General features: G+C 53.7%; 13 protein-coding genes. 8 read left to right on the forward strand and 5 right to left on the reverse strand.

From position 1 onward, the window contains the following. The first annotated feature begins 103 nt into the window (after window positions 1-103). A complete protein-coding gene (locus AC4G46_RS30540) occupies window positions 104-1,471 on the forward strand; it encodes a dicarboxylate/amino acid:cation symporter (RefSeq protein WP_491125924.1) in 1,368 nt (455 codons plus the stop codon). Window positions 1,472-1,549: 78 nt separating this feature from the next. On the opposite strand, the gene AC4G46_RS30545 is transcribed toward AC4G46_RS30540, so the two are convergent. The 4 genes from AC4G46_RS30545 to AC4G46_RS30560 all read right to left on the reverse strand — a co-directional run bounded on the left by AC4G46_RS30545 (window position 1,550) and on the right by AC4G46_RS30560 (window position 5,384). Next, the gene (locus AC4G46_RS30545) at window positions 1,550-2,545 is read right to left on the reverse strand and encodes a Gfo/Idh/MocA family protein (RefSeq protein ID WP_491125925.1); all 996 of its coding nucleotides are present in this window, start codon (window positions 2,543-2,545) and stop codon (window positions 1,550-1,552) included. Window positions 2,546-2,629: 84 nt separating this feature from the next. Beyond that, on the reverse strand, window positions 2,630-3,586 hold the full coding sequence (locus AC4G46_RS30550; protein WP_491125926.1) for a 1,4-dihydroxy-2-naphthoate polyprenyltransferase: 957 nt from the start codon (window positions 3,584-3,586) through the stop codon (window positions 2,630-2,632). A 74-nt stretch (window positions 3,587-3,660) separates the two neighbouring features. Continuing rightward, the gene (locus tag AC4G46_RS30555) at window positions 3,661-4,437 is read right to left on the reverse strand and encodes a DUF6081 family protein (RefSeq protein WP_491125927.1); all 777 of its coding nucleotides are present in this window, start codon (window positions 4,435-4,437) and stop codon (window positions 3,661-3,663) included. Between the two features lie 29 nt (window positions 4,438-4,466). Beyond that, on the reverse strand, window positions 4,467-5,384 hold the full coding sequence (locus tag AC4G46_RS30560) for a prenyltransferase (protein ID WP_491125928.1): 918 nt from the start codon (window positions 5,382-5,384) through the stop codon (window positions 4,467-4,469). Between the two features lie 175 nt (window positions 5,385-5,559). Between AC4G46_RS30560 and AC4G46_RS30565 the strand changes: the two genes are divergently transcribed. The 6 genes from AC4G46_RS30565 (at window position 5,560) to AC4G46_RS30590 (ending at window position 13,792) form a co-directional block, all read left to right on the forward strand. Next, window positions 5,560-7,926 carry a putative bifunctional diguanylate cyclase/phosphodiesterase gene (locus AC4G46_RS30565; RefSeq protein WP_491125929.1) on the forward strand — a complete coding sequence of 789 codons (2,367 nt, stop codon included), beginning with the start codon at window positions 5,560-5,562 and terminating at the stop codon, window positions 7,924-7,926. A 120-nt stretch (window positions 7,927-8,046) separates the two neighbouring features. Further along, window positions 8,047-8,670 carry an acetate uptake transporter gene (locus AC4G46_RS30570; protein ID WP_277468109.1) on the forward strand — a complete coding sequence of 208 codons (624 nt, stop codon included), beginning with the start codon at window positions 8,047-8,049 and terminating at the stop codon, window positions 8,668-8,670. Window positions 8,671-8,932: 262 nt separating this feature from the next. Next, entirely contained in the window at window positions 8,933-11,080 is a 2,148-nt protein-coding gene (locus AC4G46_RS30575) for a bifunctional diguanylate cyclase/phosphodiesterase (protein ID WP_491125930.1), read from the forward strand. 106 nt (window positions 11,081-11,186) lie between these two features. Then, the gene (locus AC4G46_RS30580) at window positions 11,187-11,510 is read left to right on the forward strand and encodes a hypothetical protein (RefSeq protein ID WP_082708140.1); all 324 of its coding nucleotides are present in this window, start codon (window positions 11,187-11,189) and stop codon (window positions 11,508-11,510) included. Between the two features lie 161 nt (window positions 11,511-11,671). After that, the gene (locus AC4G46_RS30585) at window positions 11,672-12,148 is read left to right on the forward strand and encodes a DsrE/DsrF/DrsH-like family protein (RefSeq protein WP_068728270.1); all 477 of its coding nucleotides are present in this window, start codon (window positions 11,672-11,674) and stop codon (window positions 12,146-12,148) included. A gap of 132 nt (window positions 12,149-12,280) precedes the next feature. Continuing rightward, entirely contained in the window at window positions 12,281-13,792 is a 1,512-nt protein-coding gene (locus AC4G46_RS30590) for an aminotransferase class V-fold PLP-dependent enzyme (protein ID WP_491125931.1), read from the forward strand. On the opposite strand, the gene AC4G46_RS30595 is transcribed toward AC4G46_RS30590, so the two are convergent. Beyond that, window positions 13,778-14,398 (reverse strand): TVP38/TMEM64 family protein, encoded by a 621-nt coding sequence (locus tag AC4G46_RS30595; RefSeq protein ID WP_491125932.1) that lies wholly within the window; start codon window positions 14,396-14,398, stop codon window positions 13,778-13,780. The genes AC4G46_RS30590 and AC4G46_RS30595 overlap by 15 nt on opposite strands. A 176-nt stretch (window positions 14,399-14,574) precedes the next feature. Between AC4G46_RS30595 and AC4G46_RS30600 the strand changes: the two genes are divergently transcribed. Next, entirely contained in the window at window positions 14,575-17,694 is a 3,120-nt protein-coding gene (locus AC4G46_RS30600) for an ATP-binding protein (protein WP_491125933.1), read from the forward strand. Window positions 17,695-17,697: the final 3 nt, after the last annotated feature.

Raw genomic sequence — 17,697 nt, forward strand, 5'->3', positions numbered from 1 at the left:
TCGGAATTAAAATTTTCTTACATATTATTACATTGACAAACATATCATTCCTATATACATTTATTCACATCAAAAAAGTCGGTTTAGGGGGTCAAGGTTTACAATGAAAGATATTGATAACAATCTGCTGTCTGCACTTCAGACGAACTGGTACGGTCTCGTCGTCTCCATTTTTGTTTTTGCAGTCCTCTTTATCCTGGCACGCAAACGTATCGGGTTTGGTACACGGGTCATCATCGGCCTGGTAATCGGACTCGTCACCGGTATTTTCTTTCAATACTTTGAATTCGAGACCAACGCGATCACCACGTTCGGCAGTATTTATGTCAGTCTGATCCGCATGCTCGTCGTTCCTCTGGTCTTTGTTCTGGTGCTCAACAGCATCGCCTCCTTAACGAATCTGGAAGCCCTGCGCAAAATCGGGATCAAAACCTTCGCCTGGTTCCTCGGAACAACCGGTATCGCTTCTATTATCGGGCTTCTCATAGCCCTGCTGTTCAACCCCGGAAAGGGCATTCAGCAGGCTGTGCCGGAAGGCTTCACCGCCCGGGAAATTCCGACCTTCTCGCAGGTTATCCTGGATCTGGTACCTTCCAATCCGGTAAACGAAGCTGCTACAGGCAAGGTTGTGCCGCTGCTGATTTTTGCGATATTTGTAGCGGTCGCCATCATCAAGGTGGGCTCCAAGAAGCCGGAAGCCGTCAAGCCCGTACGTGATCTGATCGAATCACTGACCGCAGTGCTTCACCAGGTTGTAAAATTCGTCATCCGGCTGACCCCTTACGGTGTGTTCGCCCTGATTGCAGGCATTACGGCCAGGTACGGCTGGGAGACTCTGCAGGAGCTGGGCAGCGTCATTATTGCCTCTTATGTCGCACTCATCCTGCATTTCGTGCTTGTATTCGGCGGGCTGGTGCTGCTGGTGGTCAAGGTTAACCCGCTGCGCTTCTTCCGCAAGGTATACCCGACAATCACCGTTGCCTTCACTACCCGCAGCAGCTACGCTACACTTCCGGTTAACCTTGAGGTTATCACCAAGCGCCTGCACGTTTCGCCGCGGATTGCCAGCTTCGTTGCACCGCTCGGCGCATCCGTGAACTTCAACGGCTGCGGCGGCGTATGGCCTGCTATTGTAACGGTGTTTACCGCCCAGGTCTTCGGCATCCAGCTCACTCTGACGGATTACATCACACTGGTGCTGGTCAGCATCATCTCCTCGATCGGGGTAGCCGGCGTTCCCGGTCCCGCTGTCATCTCGACCACTGTCGTTCTTACAGCACTCGGGCTGCCGCTTGAAGGGCTGGCGATTGTTGCCGGCGTAGAAGCACTGATCGACATGGGCCGTACAGCAGTCAATGCTACCGGAACCTCTGTTACCGCACTGCTGGTGGCGAATTCCGAAGGCGAATTTGACCGCGAGGCGTTCAACAGTGACAACGACGAGGATGATGTTCTGCTTAGCCCCGTATAAGCAGCCGATAATCCCGCAGCAAAAAACCTCCGTACCCGCTATTACAGCGGATACGGAGGTTTTTGCCGTTTATTTACTTTATGTCAGGCTGACCCGCTCCCGCCGCCGGGCGGAGTCAAGGCAGGCTTCAATCAGCCTCATGCTGAGCACGGGATCATTCTCTGCGGCAAGCGGCTCCCTTCCATTTACGGCAGCCGCGAAGTCATCAGCCTGCGCGACATACGGATTGGCGCCGGTCGCAGCAAACCGGCTTACCTCGCCGCCTTTGTACACAAGAAAATCGGCGTCTTCAAATCTGGCGTTGAACGGCATTGGAATCTCAATCATTCCTTCCGTGCCGAGCACCTCCAGCAGCTGGCGGTTGTACGCCCACATTCCGCAGTCAAAGGTCAGGCTTACACCGCCTGGGAACTCTACCAGGCCTGAAGCCATCATGTCCACGTTGTCATGCTCCGGAGAGAAGATTGCCTGTACCGTCACCGCTTCCGGCTCCGCATGAAACAGCAGCCGCGCCGCACTGAGCGGGTAGCAGCCGACGTCATACAGCGAGCCGCCGCCCCAGGCTGATTTGAAGCGGATATTTGTTGTGTCCGTTGCATCGTTATAGGTAAAAGCGCCGCGGATCGCCCGCAGCTCACCGATATCGCCCCGGGCGATGATCTCCCGGAGCTGTGCTATACGCGGATGATGCCGGTACATGTACGCTTCGGCCAGATGAACACCCGCCTTGCGGCAGGCCGCCACCATTTCCTCCGCCTCCGCGCTGCTGAGCGCAATCGGCTTTTCGCATAGCACATGTTTGCCTGCTTCGGCTGCACGGATTACCCATTCCCGGTGCAGATGATTGGGCAGCGGAATGTATACAGCGTCAATCCCCGGATCTGCCAGCAGCTCTTCATAGCTGCCGTAGGCCTTGCTGACGCCAAACTCCGCCGCGACCTTACTGCTTTTTTCCAGACCCCGGCTCGCAACCGCCTCGATCACACCTGTCTCCGACTCCTGAATGGCCGGCATGACCGAGCCGGTTGCAATCTGGGCACAGCCGAGTATTCCCCATCTGAGCTTCTGCGTCATAGATGCACACCTTCCTTGTATAAGAATAAGAACGTGAATATATCTACTGACACCATATCACAGAATAAGAATCATCACTAACGGTCAGATATTCAAAACACCCAGCAGGACTGCAGCAGCCAGCACAATGATCCGAGCCGTGCTCATCAGCACGAAATTTTTGACCGACAGGATAAAGGTGGAGGCCTTCTCCTGCTTCTCGCGGAACAGGGCAATATTCCGGCGCAGGGGAACCAGTGTAATCAGCAGCAGCGCCACCAGCAGCGGATGGACCCCGAGAATCAGCAGAACGATCATATCGACAAAAGAGACATAATAGAGCAGCTTGAACAGCAGCAGCGCATGAGTACGGCCGATATAGACCGGCAGGGTGTACCGGCGGTTCTCCAGGTCATCTTCGATATCGCAGATATTGTTAGCCAGCATAATTCCGGCAATCCCGAGGATTGCGGGCACGGAGAACCAGAAAATGTACACAACCTCGATAAGGTTGACATGCAGATCGACCCAGCCGCCTTGCAGCTGCAGCGTAACCACGCTCTGGTCCGAGTGGATGTAGGCCGATATAAAGATGATCACAAAGCCCATAAACAGCCCCGAGAACAGCTCGCCGAGCGGCATCCGCGAAATCGGAATCGGTCCGAAGGAATACAGGATACCGATCAGGAACGACAGCCCGCCCAGCAAAAAGATCAGCAGCCCTGTCTGAAAGACAAGGGCGATGCCCCCGCCTGCAGCCAGAAGGAGCAGCACGGCTATCGTTGCGATTACCGTGCTTTCTTTTAGCTTATAGCGGACGATGGCATTATGGGTCTCATAGCCGTAGCCGTGCTTTTTGGCCGCTTTTTTGAAATCATAATAGTTATTGATGGCCGTTGTCGCCATATCGAAGCTGAGCAGGGACACGAGCATCAGGATAAACCGCAGCATATAAAAATCCTCAAACCGGTATAGCGCATACAGCGTCCCCAGCAGGAACGGAAGCATACTGGCCACCTTGGTCGGCAGCTCCACAAATCGCAGAAAGCTCCTTACATTCACCTCAACCCATCCTTATCCTTCAGAAAATACACCTTTTGCAGCGGTTCCGCTGTTCTATTGATCCGCCAGTTTCCTTAGCGTGCAGTCGTTGTAACGGTCACGGGAGACCACTCGGCGATTACCGTTTGTCCATGTGCCGACACACTGCCTTCGGGGGTCAGATCCTTTTCCGTCATAATACCGAGAGCTACTGTAAAGCTGTTGAATTTAACCGGAACATTCTGCTCGCGGCGTACTTCCCTGCCGTTAACATAGAAGACAGCCTCGTCGTTACCGCGGTGATACGTGATCTTGTAGGTGTTGAATTCGCGCGGCTTGAAATCCTCCGCCTCTGTAAAGATGCAGAAATACTTCGTACCGTCTGTATCCGGAACCTGGACGCCCGGGAAGGGCAGAATGCCGTAGACACTGGCGTATTTATCATTGCCGGCAAAGAAATCAAGCGCCGCACCGGTCGAGAAATCAAGCAGATTCAGCGAGACGTACCCGTCATACAAATCTCCGGGAGCCGTACCCTGTGTACGGGCGCGGATCTGCAGCTCAAAGCTGATCTCCCCTTCCTCGGGAATGTCCACCGGCTGCGCCGAATAATACATGTGCTTGGCGTTGTCGAGAATCTGCACCTGGTTATGCTGGCGGCTGAGCTGTGCCCGGACATACAGGTAGCCGTTACGCACAATAACTACTGCTTCAGGCTCACGGTAGGCCCAGAATGAACCGTCAGGCAGCGCAAAGCCGCCCGTCTTCCACACTTTTCCCTCCGACAGAATGGTATGAAAATCTCCGAGTACAGTCTGGCTGCTTACCGCTTGCTGAAGCTGTTCCGCCTGTTCTTTATTGTGGTCCATCATTATTCTCTCCTTCTGGTATGGGAATTTGGTTAGATAAGCCCCTGAATCAACAGGGCCAGCGCCATAATCAGCCCGCAGCGGACGGAGGCCTGCTGTGAAGCCCCCATTAGCGGCAGATAAGCCAGTGAGGCATTCTGCGGCTCAAGCCCGCGGTACACCTGCAAAGGGGCAAATACAGTAAGCAGCGCCAGCAGCGCGTATACCGGCAGTACGCCGGACACTACACATGCAATTAAAGAGCCGTATGAAAGAAACAGCAGGATGCGGGAAAACACAAGAGCTCTGCGTTCCCCCCATACGACAACCAGCGTGCGTTTGCCGGCCTGTTCGTCTGCTCTCCAGTGCAGGAAATGGTGATTGAACAGAAGCAGGGTGGTCAAAAGACCAACCGGAACGGACAGCAGCACCGGCTTCAGGCTGAATTCACCTGTCTGCACGAAATAAGAGCCCAATACGGGCATTACTCCAAAAGCGACGAAGATCGCAAACTCGCTGTAGCCCTTGCCCCGGTATCCGAACCGCAGCGGCGGTGCCACATAGAAATAGGCAATCAGCGCCCCGGCTGCTACGAACCAGAGCGTCTCCCAGCCGCTGGAAATGCTGAGAATCAGGCCGCAGGCCACGGCCAGCGCCAGAAGTCCCCAGGTCATCAGGGCAAAGAGAGATTCCTTCATCAGCCCGCCTGACAAAAAACCGGAGTTTGTCGAAACCATTCCCGGTGTATTCTTCGCTTCGGTATCCGTACCATTGCGGAAGTCCCATAAATCATTCACCATATTCGAGAACAGATGGGCGGATACTGCACCTACAAGCGTTATAACAAACAAAAACGGATGGAAACTGCCTTCCCATACGTATGCCCCAACCGTCCCCAAAACAACCGGTATGAGCATCACGGGAATCGTTCCAAACCGTGTAATCTTCTTAAATAATGTCCATTTATCCATCCCAGATGCTATCTCCTTCTATGAATTTATGTGATTATTATTATTGCAAGATTATTATACATCAAATTTCGACACTAGGGACAGATTAACGCTGCAAAATATTACCTATTCATGTTACACTGGTTTAGGTGGTACTTATTTCCTAATACACTTTAAATACTAGAAGGGGAGCAACATGAAGCTGAGCCGAAAAATAATAATCTTCATCTGTGTTGTAGCCCTGTTCGGATTAGGTGTCACTTATCTGCTCCTGCACTTCATTCTGCTGAACCGCTTTGAAAAGCTGGATGAAGCAGCTCTGCAGAGCAAGCTGGATAACGTGGTTGCAACCTATCAGAGCGAGCTGCAAATGATGAGAACCGGGTTACTGAAATATTCAACCTGGGATGACACCTACCGGTTCATGCAGCCGGATCAGCCAGAACAAATGCCGGCTATGGACAGGCAGGCTTATCTGGACAGCAATTTCAGCCCGGTCACCTATAAAATTAATCATTTTGATATGACTGCCCTGCTGGACAATTCCGGGCAGCTCCGTTACGGCGGTGTCTATAATCCCGATACCGGCACAGTATCCGCGCTGACTCCGGAGTACCTTACGCTGTTCAATCTTATACGTAGCAAGCTGTCCGTTTCCGCTGGAGATGAGGGCAGCCGTTCCGGCATCGTGCTGCTTGATAACGGCCCGATGCTGATCACCCTCGCCCCGATCATCAACAACAGCGGAGACCTGCCGGTAATCGGCACTGCCGTTGCCGGCAGGCTGCTTCGGCAGGAAGAGATTGTCCATATGCGGGAACAAACCCAGTCCTCGCTGCAGATGAAGGTCATTGATTCTGCAGCGCCGGCAGCGGGCAAGGAACAGACGGTATGGATGAGTTCAGATTCCGGCGGGATGATGTCTATCCATACTGTAGTTAACGATTTGTTCGGCAATCCCGCGATAGAAATGATACTGCAGCATCCGCGGGAGATTTACGACAGCGGGCTGAAGGCCATCACCAGCTTCCGGAAATTTTTCCTGGCCTGGACCCTGCTGATGTGCGTCATCTGCCTCATCTTCGTCAAGCGTTCCATACTAGGAAGAATGACCGCGCTTGTCCGCAACATCCGTGCCATCGGCAGCAGCAAGGACTTATCCATCCGGATCAGCAGCTCCGGAAGCGATGAGTTCAGTGAAGTCGAGCATGAATTCAACCGGATGATTGATTCGCTGCAGCAGGCCCAGGAGGAGCTGCAGCTCCAGTCGATGCTGGATCCGCTGACCCAGCTCCCCAACCGCTCGCTGTTCTTTACCAAACTTAATGAAGCTATTGCCTCAGTCAAAAATACCGGCCGGCAGATCGTCCTGGTCTTCATTGACCTCGATCATTTCAAGACGGTTAATGACACGCTGGGCCATGATTTCGGGGATGCGATGCTTAGAGAGATTGCCCTCCGGATCACCAGGGTCATCGGCAAGCATGATGTTGTCTCCCGTCTCGGCGGAGACGAATTCACCATTCTGCTTGCCGACGCTCCTGATTCAGACAGCATGAATGCACAGCTGTCCCGCATCCAGGAGGCTCTCTCCCTTCCGCACCGCATTCAGGGGCATCTGCTCTACAATACGGCCAGTATCGGTGTCAGCATCTACCCGCAGAACGGTGAGGATGCTGATTATCTGGTCAAACAAGCTGATCTGGCCATGTTCCATGTCAAGGAGTCCGGACGCAACAGCATCCTGCAGTACTCGGAGGAGCTGGAGGAAAGTATCCGGCGGAGGAAGGTATTATCCCAGCAGCTGCTGTCAGCAGCTGTCAATGATGAATTTGAAGTGCATTACCAGCCGATTCTGGCCTCAGACAGCCTGAAGGTGGCCAAGCTGGAGGCACTGCTGCGCTGGACCAGCCCCTCTCATGGACCTGTGTCCCCCGCTGAATTTATCCCGCTGGCCGAAACCAGCGGCTCCATTGTCAGCATCGGCAACTGGGTGCTGCGGCAGGTCTGCTCTGACCTGAGCCGCTTCCGTACAGACGGCCTGGAGCTGACGGCCGCCGTTAACATCTCGGCGGTACAGCTGATGCAGCCAGGCCTGACCGAGCTGCTGCTGAAGCTGCTTGCGGAATACGGGCTGCCCAGCAGCAGCCTGGAGCTGGAGATCACCGAGAGTGTGCTGGTCTCGGGGGACAATATCCTGTCCTCGCTCCAGGAGCTGAGAGGCCACGGGCTGCGGATCTCGCTGGACGATTTCGGCACAGGGTTCTCCTCGCTGAGCTATCTGCGCCGCTTCCCGGTAGACGTGATCAAGATCGACCGCTCCTTCATTTCCGAGATGACCCTGGAGCCCCAGGGCGATGTACTCGTGAAGTCCATTATCGAGCTGAGCCATAACCTCGGGCTGAAGGTCGTCTCTGAAGGCATTGAACACGCGGAGCAGTTCGATCTGCTCCGCGTGCTGGGCAGCGATGAGCTGCAGGGCTACTATATCAGCCGGCCGATGCAAGCCGTGGATATTTATTCATTTTTATCGCAAAATAATCTGATATTCGCCAAAAAATGAACACTTCTTTTATAGGCAAGTTCAAGGCTATATGATATGATAGGCAAGCTGATAACAGCACCCCGAGCGGGTGCTGTTATCCTATGCGAACACTTTTGAAAATTGGAGGCTTTAATTGCTATGTCAGCGCAATCCCAATCCACGCAATCCGTCAAAATCGTCACCGCCGACCCCAGCGCCATCGGCTTGTTCGGACTTGCTATCGTTACCCTGGTCGCTTCTTCACAAAAACTCGAAATCACAACAGGACTCAGCTACGCTATTCCTTGGGCAATCTTCCTCGGAGCCTTCGCCCAGCTGTTCGCCTCCATTCAGGATGCCAAGCACAATAACACCTTCGGCATGACTGCATTCGGCGCATATGCCTTCTTCTGGTTCGGCATGGGCGCAAGCTGGCTGATCAAACTCGGCGTATTCGGTGCAACACTGGCTGAAGGCGTAGATCCCAAGCAGCTTGGCTTTGTTTTCCTGGGCTACCTGATCTTCACCCTGTTCATGACCATTGGTGCAGTCGAAGCCAACCGGGTCCTGCTGATCATCTTTATCCTGATCGACTTCCTGTTCCTCGGCCTTTCCATGGATGCCTTCGGTGTAGCTGCGGAATTCTTCCACAAGCTGGCTGCCGTATCGGAAATGGCGATTGCAGCGGTTTCCTTCTACGGCTGCGGAGCTTCCGTGCTTAACGCCCATTTCGGACGCACCTTCCTTCCGGTCGGCGCACCACTGCGTATTTTCAAGAAATAAGCTGACGCTGCCTTTGGCCGAAATTCATATAGCAGTACCTGCAAGAGCAACGGATAAATACAAGCTGCCCTTAGGCGGAACGTATTTATCCGTTTTTTTTGATTTTTCCCCAGGCTATTAGGTTTTTCCTTGCACAAAAACACAAAAAATGACATGCTATAGAGACACCTACGACATATCTCGACATTTGACGGTGGTGCAGGAACCACTTTTGCCCAAATTGCTTATATAATGTTGAATTTTCTGATATCGGAGGCGCTCCATGGCTTTCATTAACAAAAAGCCTTTAACGATCATCCTCGGCTTCTTAGTCGTGTTGCAGCTTTCTCTCTTCTATTATTATTCCATATCGGTAGAACGGGAATACCGGGCTGAAAAAGCCGATTTATCCTCTCAGGCTGTCACACTGACCTCAAACCTTGAAGAGAAAGTATCGATTGTCAAAGGGATCAGCTCCTTCATTCAAACGGTAGGCTTTGACGCAGAGCCTGCTCTTATTAACCAGTATCTGCTCACCGCCTATAACAACGCAAGCACGAACGTTCTGAATATTGTGATAGCTCCGGACGGGATTATCCGCTATCTCTATCCGCTTTCAGGCAACACCTCCATCCTGAATAAAGACCTGCTGCTTGATCCTGTCCTTTCCTCATCCGGCATGATTCAGGAAACGATCCGCTCCCGCAGCATCACCATTGATGGTCCCCGGATACTGGCTCAGGGCCAGTACGGCATGGTCATCCGTCAGGCCGTTTATAACGGCAATACCTTTGCGGGCATCGTCTCGGCAACGGTAACGGTAGAGGATATTGCCGAGCAGATGCAGTCTCTGGACTCTTCTGTTTATGTGACGGACGTAGACCACACCCTGCTGTTCGGTAACAGGGCAGAGGCTGCAGGGGAACTGGTGGCAACCCCGATCGATATCTATAACCAGCACTGGCTGATGGGAACTCTCCTTCCGGCCCAAACAAAATGGGCAGTCTTCCGCAGCGTCCTGTGGATTGATATCGCCTGTCTGCTGATCGTCGCTTTTATCCTTTATTTTTACTGGCACCAGAACCGTTTCAATCACGAGCTGGAGCGTGTAGTCAAACTCCGCACCCGTGATCTCAGTGTCTCTCAGAAGCTGTATGAGAAGCTGGCGCATTATGACAGCCTGACCGATATTCCAAACCGCCGGTATTTCATGGATGAGTTCGAGCGCCTGCTGCAATGCTCGGAGCCAACACAGACGTACACCCTGTTCTTTTTCGATTTGAACCGCTTCAAGGAAATCAACGATACCCTTGGCCATTCGATCGGAGACCAGGTCATCAAGACGCTGGCCGGCCGGCTTAAGCGCGCAGGGCTGCCCTTCCAGCTGTTTGCCCGTACCGGAGGCGACGAGTTCGTCATGGTGTTCTCTGATCTGCCGCAGGATAAAATACCGGATATTGCCGGACAGATCAGCGCCCTGATCTCGCAGACACTGCTGATTGCCGGAGCTCACCTGAGCCTGTCTACAAGTATCGGAATTTCTCTCTACCCGGAACACTCCTCAAGTACAGATGACCTGCTGAAGTTTGCCGATATGTCGATGTACCAGGCCAAGTCGCTGGAGAACCGGAATTACTTCATTTTTGACTGGGAGCTGCGCGAGAAGCTGGAGCAGAAGATCATGATCGCCAAATACCTGCATTCCGCGCTGGAGCGTGAAGAGTTCGTGCTGCATTACCAGCCACAGATTAATGCTGTTACCGGCAAAATGGTCGGACTGGAGGCGCTGATCCGCTGGAATCATCCCGAGAAGGGGCTGATCGGCCCCGGTACCTTTATCGCCGCTGTCGAAGAGGCAGGGCTGATGATCCAGCTGACAGACTGGGTTATCCGCGAGGTATGCCGGCAGCTCTGCGAATGGCAGAAGCTCGGGATGCCGCTGCTGCGGACTTCCATTAATATTTCCAACAGCTGGTTCTACAACCGCAATCTGATTGAAAATCTGCTGTCGGTGCTTGATCATTACGGCCTTGACACCGAGGTGCTGGAGTTCGAAATTACCGAGAGCACGGCCCTGCTGGAGGAGCATTATCCGCTCTTGCAGCAGATGCGCGACCACGGCATTATCGTCTCGATCGATGACTTCGGAACCAAATATTCATCACTCAACTATCTGAAGCATTTCCCGGTCAACAAAATCAAGATTGACCGGACCTTCATCACCGGTATCGGCGTCAGCTCGATTGATGAGACTATTATCAAATCAATTGTCTACGTGGCCTCGCAGCTCGGCTATGACCTGATTGCCGAAGGCGTGGAAACAGCGGAGCAGCTGGAGTTCCTGGTCAACCATGACTGCCCGCATATCCAGGGCTTTTACTTCTCCCCGCCGCTGCCGGCGGAAGAAATCCTGAGCAGATTGGCCTCATAATAACTTACGCGGTCCGCACTTGGTAAAACTGCTGCGGACCGCTATAATAAGCATGTACTGCACTGCCAATGCAGCAGGAAGTTAACCCGAAAGGATTTCGAGAAAAATGAATGCGTTTTCCAATTCAGAATTAATCGGCACAATCATTTTTGCGCTGATTCTGGCCATTCTCGCCTACAGGATCATCCGCGGCATGCCCGCTATGGAAGGAAATATTACCGCTTTCCGCAAAAGAACGCTGGTCTGGACACAGGTCGCGCTGGTACTGACTGTTCTGCAGCTGAACTTCAAGGCCGGCGACTGGCGGTTTGCCATTATCCTCGGACTGATCGTGCTGTTTACCGGCAGTATCTGGTGGTCCGCCCGCCATTATGACATGCGCCGCCCGGCTGAAAGCGAGCCTGCTGACCGGGACAGCTCTGAAGAGTAATTATTGCTGCGCATTGCAAGCTCCCAACCGGGAGCTTTTTTTCGTTGCTGCCGGCCGGCGGGGGGAACGGGGCCTGCAGGTACATCTTTGTGACGGCAGGCATACACCGCAGCAGCTGCAAGCATACTAACCGCATCCTAAAATGGCGGAGGTACACAAAGATGGACAAAAAACTAAATCTGCTGATGTTCAGCGGCGAATATGACAAGGCAATGGCCGGGCTGATTCTAGCTAATGCAGCGAGGGATATTGAGGTTGAGGTTACGATGTTTTTTGCTTTTTGGGGGTTATTTCTGGTGCGTGATCCGGAAAAAATGACGCTGGAGGACAAAACAGTCTACGAAAAGCTGATGGATGTCTTTACCCCTAAGGGGCCGCAGCAGCTGCCGCTCTCGCATATGAATTTCAGCGGCCTGGGCCGGATGATGCTGGAGGAGATGATGGAGGATAACAACGCACCCAAGCTGATTCACTTCCTCAAAGGCGCCCGTAAAAAGAACATCAAATTCTACGCCTGCAAGCTGTCTGTAGAGATCATGGGATTCAAGCCCGAGGAGCTGCTTCCGGAGGTTGAAATTATGGATGCCTCCGCTTATCTGAAGGACGCGCTGGAGAGTGACATGCAGCTCTTTATCTGAGTATTCTGCATGGGCTTTAACCTATTTCCTGCACCGGGCATATACTGAGCCATAATGACACAGCCGGAAATCTACCAGGAAGCAGCCGGCAGCGGTGTCAGCCAGAAATAACCGGCTGGAGGGAAATTGCCCGTGCTAACCATCAACCCCGCCTTCCCCAAGAAGGCCCCGGCTTCACTTGCGGCACATTTCACCGCATTTCGCGAGCATACGATCGGCATCCGCCATCAAATCACGACCCCCTTTGGGCGGAAGCCGCTGATTTACGCCGACTGGACGGCCAGCGGGCGCTTATATGAGCCGATCGAGCGCCAGATCCAGGATTCCTTCGGCCCTTATGTCAGCAATCCGCATACCGATTCCAACAGCACCGGGCTGACGATGACGATGGCTTACAATGAGGCGCGCAGCATCATCAGACAGCATGTTCACGCAGGACCGGAGGATGTCCTGCTATTCTGCGGCAACGGCACAACCGGCGCGGTCAACAAGCTGCAGCGGCTGATGGGCCTGAAGCTGCCCGAGTGGCAGCGCCAGAGCTTCCATTGTCCGCCGGAGGAACGCCCGGTCATCTTCGTCAGCCATATGGAGCATCATTCCAACCTGCTGCCCTGGCAGGAGGGAATCGGTGATGTCATTACAGTGCCTGCCGGAGCGGACGGCAACATCAACCCGACTGCCCTGGAAGAGCTGCTCTTCCATTACCGGAACCGCCGTTTCAAGATCGGCTCCTTTACCGCCTGCTCCAACGTAACCGGAATTGAGACCCCCTACGCCAAACTGGCCGCAGCCATGCACCGTCACGGGGGTCTCTGCTTTATTGATTTTGCCGCGAGCGCACCGTTTACGGCTATTGATATGCACCCCGCCTCGCCGCTGGAGAAGCTCGACGCCGTCTTCTTCTCCCCGCATAAATTTCTCGGCGGTCCCGGTACAGGCGGAGTCCTGCTCTTTGATGCCGCGCTCTGCTGCGGCAGGCTCCCCGATGAACCCGGAGGCGGAACCGTAGTCTGGGTCAATCCCTGGGGCGGCCGCCGCTACATCGCTGATGTGGAGGTACGTGAAGACGGAGGGACGCCAGGGTTCCTGCAGGCGATCCGTACCGCACTGTGCATAAAGCTGAAGGAGCGGATGAACGGCAGCGGGGAATGGATGAGGCTGCGGGAGCAGGAGCTGTGCCTGCGGCTCCTGTCCGGACTTGGCCGGATTCCCGGCTGCTCCATCCTCGCCGGCGGACAGACAGAGCGACATGGCATCGTATCGTTCACCCTGCAGAATATCCATTACAATCTTGCCGTAAAGCTGCTGAACGACCGCTTTGGCATCCAGGCGCGAGGCGGCTGCTCCTGCGCCGGTCCCTACGGTCATTATCTGCTGGGGCTTGGCCGTAAGCAGTCCGAGCTGATTGTCCAGGATCTGCATGCCGGTGACCAGTCCTCCAAGCCGGGCTGGGTCCGCATCTCCCTGCATCCCATTATGAGCGAAGCTGAAGTCGACTTAATTATAGAAGCTGTTCAGAATATCACTGCCCGCGGAATGGAGTGGGGGCAGGATTACAGCTACAGCGGTGCAACGAACAGCTGGCTCCACCACTCAGGCCAGACAGAAACAGAATCTGCAATCCGGCGCCTATTCATGGTGTAACGGATCTCCCCCCGCCGCCCGGGCGAACCGGGCTTCGATTGTTTTTACACACCATAACGAGAGACCGATAAACAGCAGCACATAGATAATCTCCCACGGATTACGGATAAACCGCTGCACATCATTGCCGATATAGGACACGGCAAACACCATAATCGCTTTGCCTGCACTAATGGCCAGCAGGTAGGAGCGCAGGCGCATACCGGCAAGCCCTGCGGCCATATTGATAACGACAAACGGGCCGACCGGAAACAGGCTGAGCAGAAAAACATAACTGAAGCCGCTCTGGCGCACCCAGGTCATGCTTCTGGCTACCTTGGGCCGGCGGGCCCACTTCTGCAGGTAGGGATGCGAGGCGATTTTTCGGATGATCAGAAAGGTCACCGCACAGCCTGCTACCAGTCCCAGCCAGGAATATAAGAAGCCAAGCCATAAGCCGTATACCGCCCCGTTCAAGCCTACAATGGCAATGGTCGGCAGCGGCGGGACGAAGGATTTCATAAAGGTCAGCCCGATTCCGGGAAGCGGTCCGAGCGTCCTGTATTGTTCCAGCAGCACCCGGAGCCGCTCCTCCGTCAGCCATGACGATATATCCAATAAGTACATCACTTGCCCTCTCCTCATCATACTCAAAATTTCTTGAACCACGAGCTTCAATTATACAACAACTCTTTTCCAGACGCTTGTGACTGGACAAGCAGAAGCTGGCAGGGCTATGATGAAATTATTGACGAATGATGCGGAATTTACGAAAAAGTTCCAGCCTACGAAGTGAGGTCTGTATGAAACTGTTTGATTTCAGGCTGCTGGCTACGAGAACCCTGGGCATTCTCTGTATCTGCCTGCTCGCAGCAACCGCAGCATATCCCCTGCTAAGCAGCAAAAACGACTCATGCGCAGCAGTAAAGCCTGGCATGATCGATTTGTCCGCCTGCACCTTTGATAAAGATTCAACCTATAAGCTGGACGGCAAGTGGGAGTTTTACTGGAATCAGCTGCTTGACCCTGCAAACACCAGCCAGGCAGACGGCAGCAGCTACATTTCTGTGCCGGGAAGCTGGAAAACATGGACACAAAGGGATTACGGCCGCTATGGCTTTGCCACCTACCGTCTGCAGCTGCTGCTGCCGGAGGACAGCGAATCCTTTGCGCTCAAGGTGAACAATATCCGTAATGCCAGCAAGCTCTTTATAGACGGCAAGCCGCTGGGAGGCAGCGGCATTCCCGGACAGACGCTGAACACCACGGAGCCCCGCAATCAGCCCTATTCGGTCACCGCTCCGAGCGTTAACGGGCGTGCTGAAATTGTTATCCATGCCGCCAACTTCACCTACGACAGCGGCGGAATCGCTGAATCCATCCGGATCGGAACACCGGAGGCTGTTCAAGCACTGGACAAGCGGAACAGCGTCTACGATATCATGCTTGTGGCCGGCTTCGCTTTTATCAGCGTCTATTTTCTGGGTCAGGGACTGCAGCGCAAAGAGGACTACTCATCGTTCCAGTTAGCGATGTACTGCTTTACGATTGTCTTATATATGCTCACCCACAGCGAAAAGCTGCTGTTTGACCTGTCTCCTTCAATCTCATATGAGTGGTTCAGCAAATTACAGCTGATATCGGGCGTAATCGGCTTTTCCTTTGTGGCCGGCTATACCTACACTTTGTTCCCTGCCCTGTATTCAAAGATATTCCAGCGGATTACGTTCACCTACTCTATCGGGTTCTGTCTCCTGTCGTTCGTAAGCTCAATCCGGTTCTACTCACGCGCGTCCAGTATATTGCTGATTTTCAGCTTAATATCAATAATCTATACCTTTTATGTGATGCTCCGTGCTGTGCTTAAGAAGGAAACCGGCTCCTTTTATTTGCTGATCGGTGCAATCGCCGCCATTATATTTACACTCTCGCTGACCAGCAACCTGGTGCTGGGCACAGGATTTTATGCCATACCGCCGGTTTCCGGCCCCATTTTCATTCTCGCGGAGGGCCTGTTTCTCTCTGCGCGGCAAGCCCATGCTTATGAGACTATCAAGCAGCTGTCCCACCAGCTTGCCCGAAAGGACAGGGACAAGGATGAATTCCTACTGAAAACCTCCAATGAGCTGCGGACACCTCTGAACGCCATTATCAACATTTCATTATCTCTCTACGAAGGCAGCGGAGGGTCACTCAGCTCCTCACAGCGCGAGGATATGCGCCTGATTCTGGGCACTGGCAGACGACTGGCGTTCATGGTCAGGGATATCCTCGATTATGAGCAGATCAAGCGGGAGCGGATCGCACTCCACTGGAAGCAGGTCGACATTCAGGGAATCGCCAATATCGTGATTGAAGTGTTCCAGTTCCTGAATATCAAGGAGGACATCCGTATTAAGAACCGCATCCCGCCGGGGATCTATCTGATTGAGGCAGATGAGCACCGGCTGATGCAGATCCTGTATAACCTGCTCGATAACGCCCTCAAATTCACTGACCGCGGCAGCGTGGTCTTCGAAGCGGAGCGGCAGGAGGATATCATCTCCATCTCAGTGACTGATACAGGCAGAGGTATTCCCCCGGAGCGTCTGGAGAGTATATTCCGCGACTATGAGCAGGTCAATGAAGCAGACTCGCTGGAGAGCGGCGGGCTCGGCCTGGGCCTGGCCATCACCCGCAAGCTTGTCGAGCTGCACGGAGGCAGCATAAGGGTCAAATCTGTGCCCGGACGGGGGAGCACCTTTACCTTTGCCATCCCTGTCAGCCAGCCTGCGGCGGCAACAGCAGAGCCCGAAAGCCGCGAGCTGCTGCTTACACCGGTAAAGCCGCCTCCGGAAGCTTTTGACGATGACTGGAAGTATCCCGCCATCCCGCTGCCGCAATATACCGGAGGCGGCGAAGCTGGCGGGGAAGCTCCGCGTATTCTGATAGTGGATGATGATTATGCCAACCTCAAGGCGCTAACCAATCTGCTGTCACTGGAGAACTATACGATTACCAGTATCCGCAGCGGCAAAGAGGCGCTTGCCCTTCTGGCGGAGGACCGCAATTTTGACCTCTGCATCATTGATGTTATGATGCCGGAAATGTCGGGACTGGAGCTTTGCAGAATCATCCGCAAAACCTTCAGCCCGCTGGATCTGCCTGTTCTCATGGCTACCGCCGGACAGCAGCTCCATTTTAACGAGTCGGCCTTCCGGGCAGGAGCCAACGATTTTATCCATAAACCTTATGCCTGGAGTGATTTGAAGGGACGCGTCAAAACCCTGGTTGACCTGAGAAGATCGGTCGCCGAACGTCTCAGCTCGGAAATAGCCATGCTGCGCGCCCAGATCAAGCCTCACTTCCTTTACAACGCCATTAACACGATCATCTGGATGAGTACACGGGACAATGAGAAGACAAGGCAGCTGCTGTACGATCTCAGCCACTTTTTGCGGGGAAGCTTTGATTTCAGTAACCAGGAAACGGCGATTCCCTTCGAGAAGGAGCTTGAGTTGATTGAAGCCTACCTGTCACTGGAGCAGGCCCGTTTCGGCAAGCGCCTGAGTGTGCAGTACAATATCGAGGTCTCCGAATTCACACTGCCCCCGCTGATTGTTCAGCCGATTGTCGAGAACGCTGTCCGCCACGGTCTAATGGAAAAAATCGGAGGAGGCACCCTGACCCTTACCACCAGCCGGCAGGGCGGGAATATTGTGATTACTGTCGCTGATAACGGCAAGGGCATGAGTGACGAGCAGCTGGCTTCCTGGATGAGGGAGGATTACCGCTCCTCTTCGCGTCAGGGAACAGGAATCGGGCTAAAAAATATTAACCGCCGGCTGCTGAAGCAATTCGGCCACCCGCTGCTGCTTGCCCGCGGCCAGGACGGCGGAATTGAAGTGCATATAAGAATACCGTGGAAGGATGAGGTCTCCTGAATT

It is taken from the genome of Paenibacillus sp. fava2, from assembly GCF_058313675.1.

What these genes read in the sequence shown, in the direction of transcription:
- AC4G46_RS30540 (WP_491125924.1), top strand. Translation starts at nt 104, where the DNA reads ATGAAAGATATTGATAACAATCTGCTGTCTGCACTTCAGACGAACTGG.
- AC4G46_RS30545 (WP_491125925.1), bottom strand. Translation starts at nt 2,545, where the DNA reads ATGACGCAGAAGCTCAGATGGGGAATACTCGGCTGTGCCCAGATTGCA.
- AC4G46_RS30555 (WP_491125927.1), bottom strand. Translation starts at nt 4,437, where the DNA reads ATGATGGACCACAATAAAGAACAGGCGGAACAGCTTCAGCAAGCGGTA.
- AC4G46_RS30560 (WP_491125928.1), bottom strand. Translation starts at nt 5,384, where the DNA reads ATGGATAAATGGACATTATTTAAGAAGATTACACGGTTTGGAACGATT.
- AC4G46_RS30565 (WP_491125929.1), top strand. Translation starts at nt 5,560, where the DNA reads ATGAAGCTGAGCCGAAAAATAATAATCTTCATCTGTGTTGTAGCCCTG.
- AC4G46_RS30570 (WP_277468109.1), top strand. Translation starts at nt 8,047, where the DNA reads ATGTCAGCGCAATCCCAATCCACGCAATCCGTCAAAATCGTCACCGCC.
- AC4G46_RS30575 (WP_491125930.1), top strand. Translation starts at nt 8,933, where the DNA reads ATGGCTTTCATTAACAAAAAGCCTTTAACGATCATCCTCGGCTTCTTA.
- AC4G46_RS30580 (WP_082708140.1), top strand. Translation starts at nt 11,187, where the DNA reads ATGAATGCGTTTTCCAATTCAGAATTAATCGGCACAATCATTTTTGCG.
- AC4G46_RS30585 (WP_068728270.1), top strand. Translation starts at nt 11,672, where the DNA reads ATGGACAAAAAACTAAATCTGCTGATGTTCAGCGGCGAATATGACAAG.
- AC4G46_RS30595 (WP_491125932.1), bottom strand. Translation starts at nt 14,398, where the DNA reads ATGTACTTATTGGATATATCGTCATGGCTGACGGAGGAGCGGCTCCGG.
- AC4G46_RS30600 (WP_491125933.1), top strand. Translation starts at nt 14,575, where the DNA reads ATGAAACTGTTTGATTTCAGGCTGCTGGCTACGAGAACCCTGGGCATT.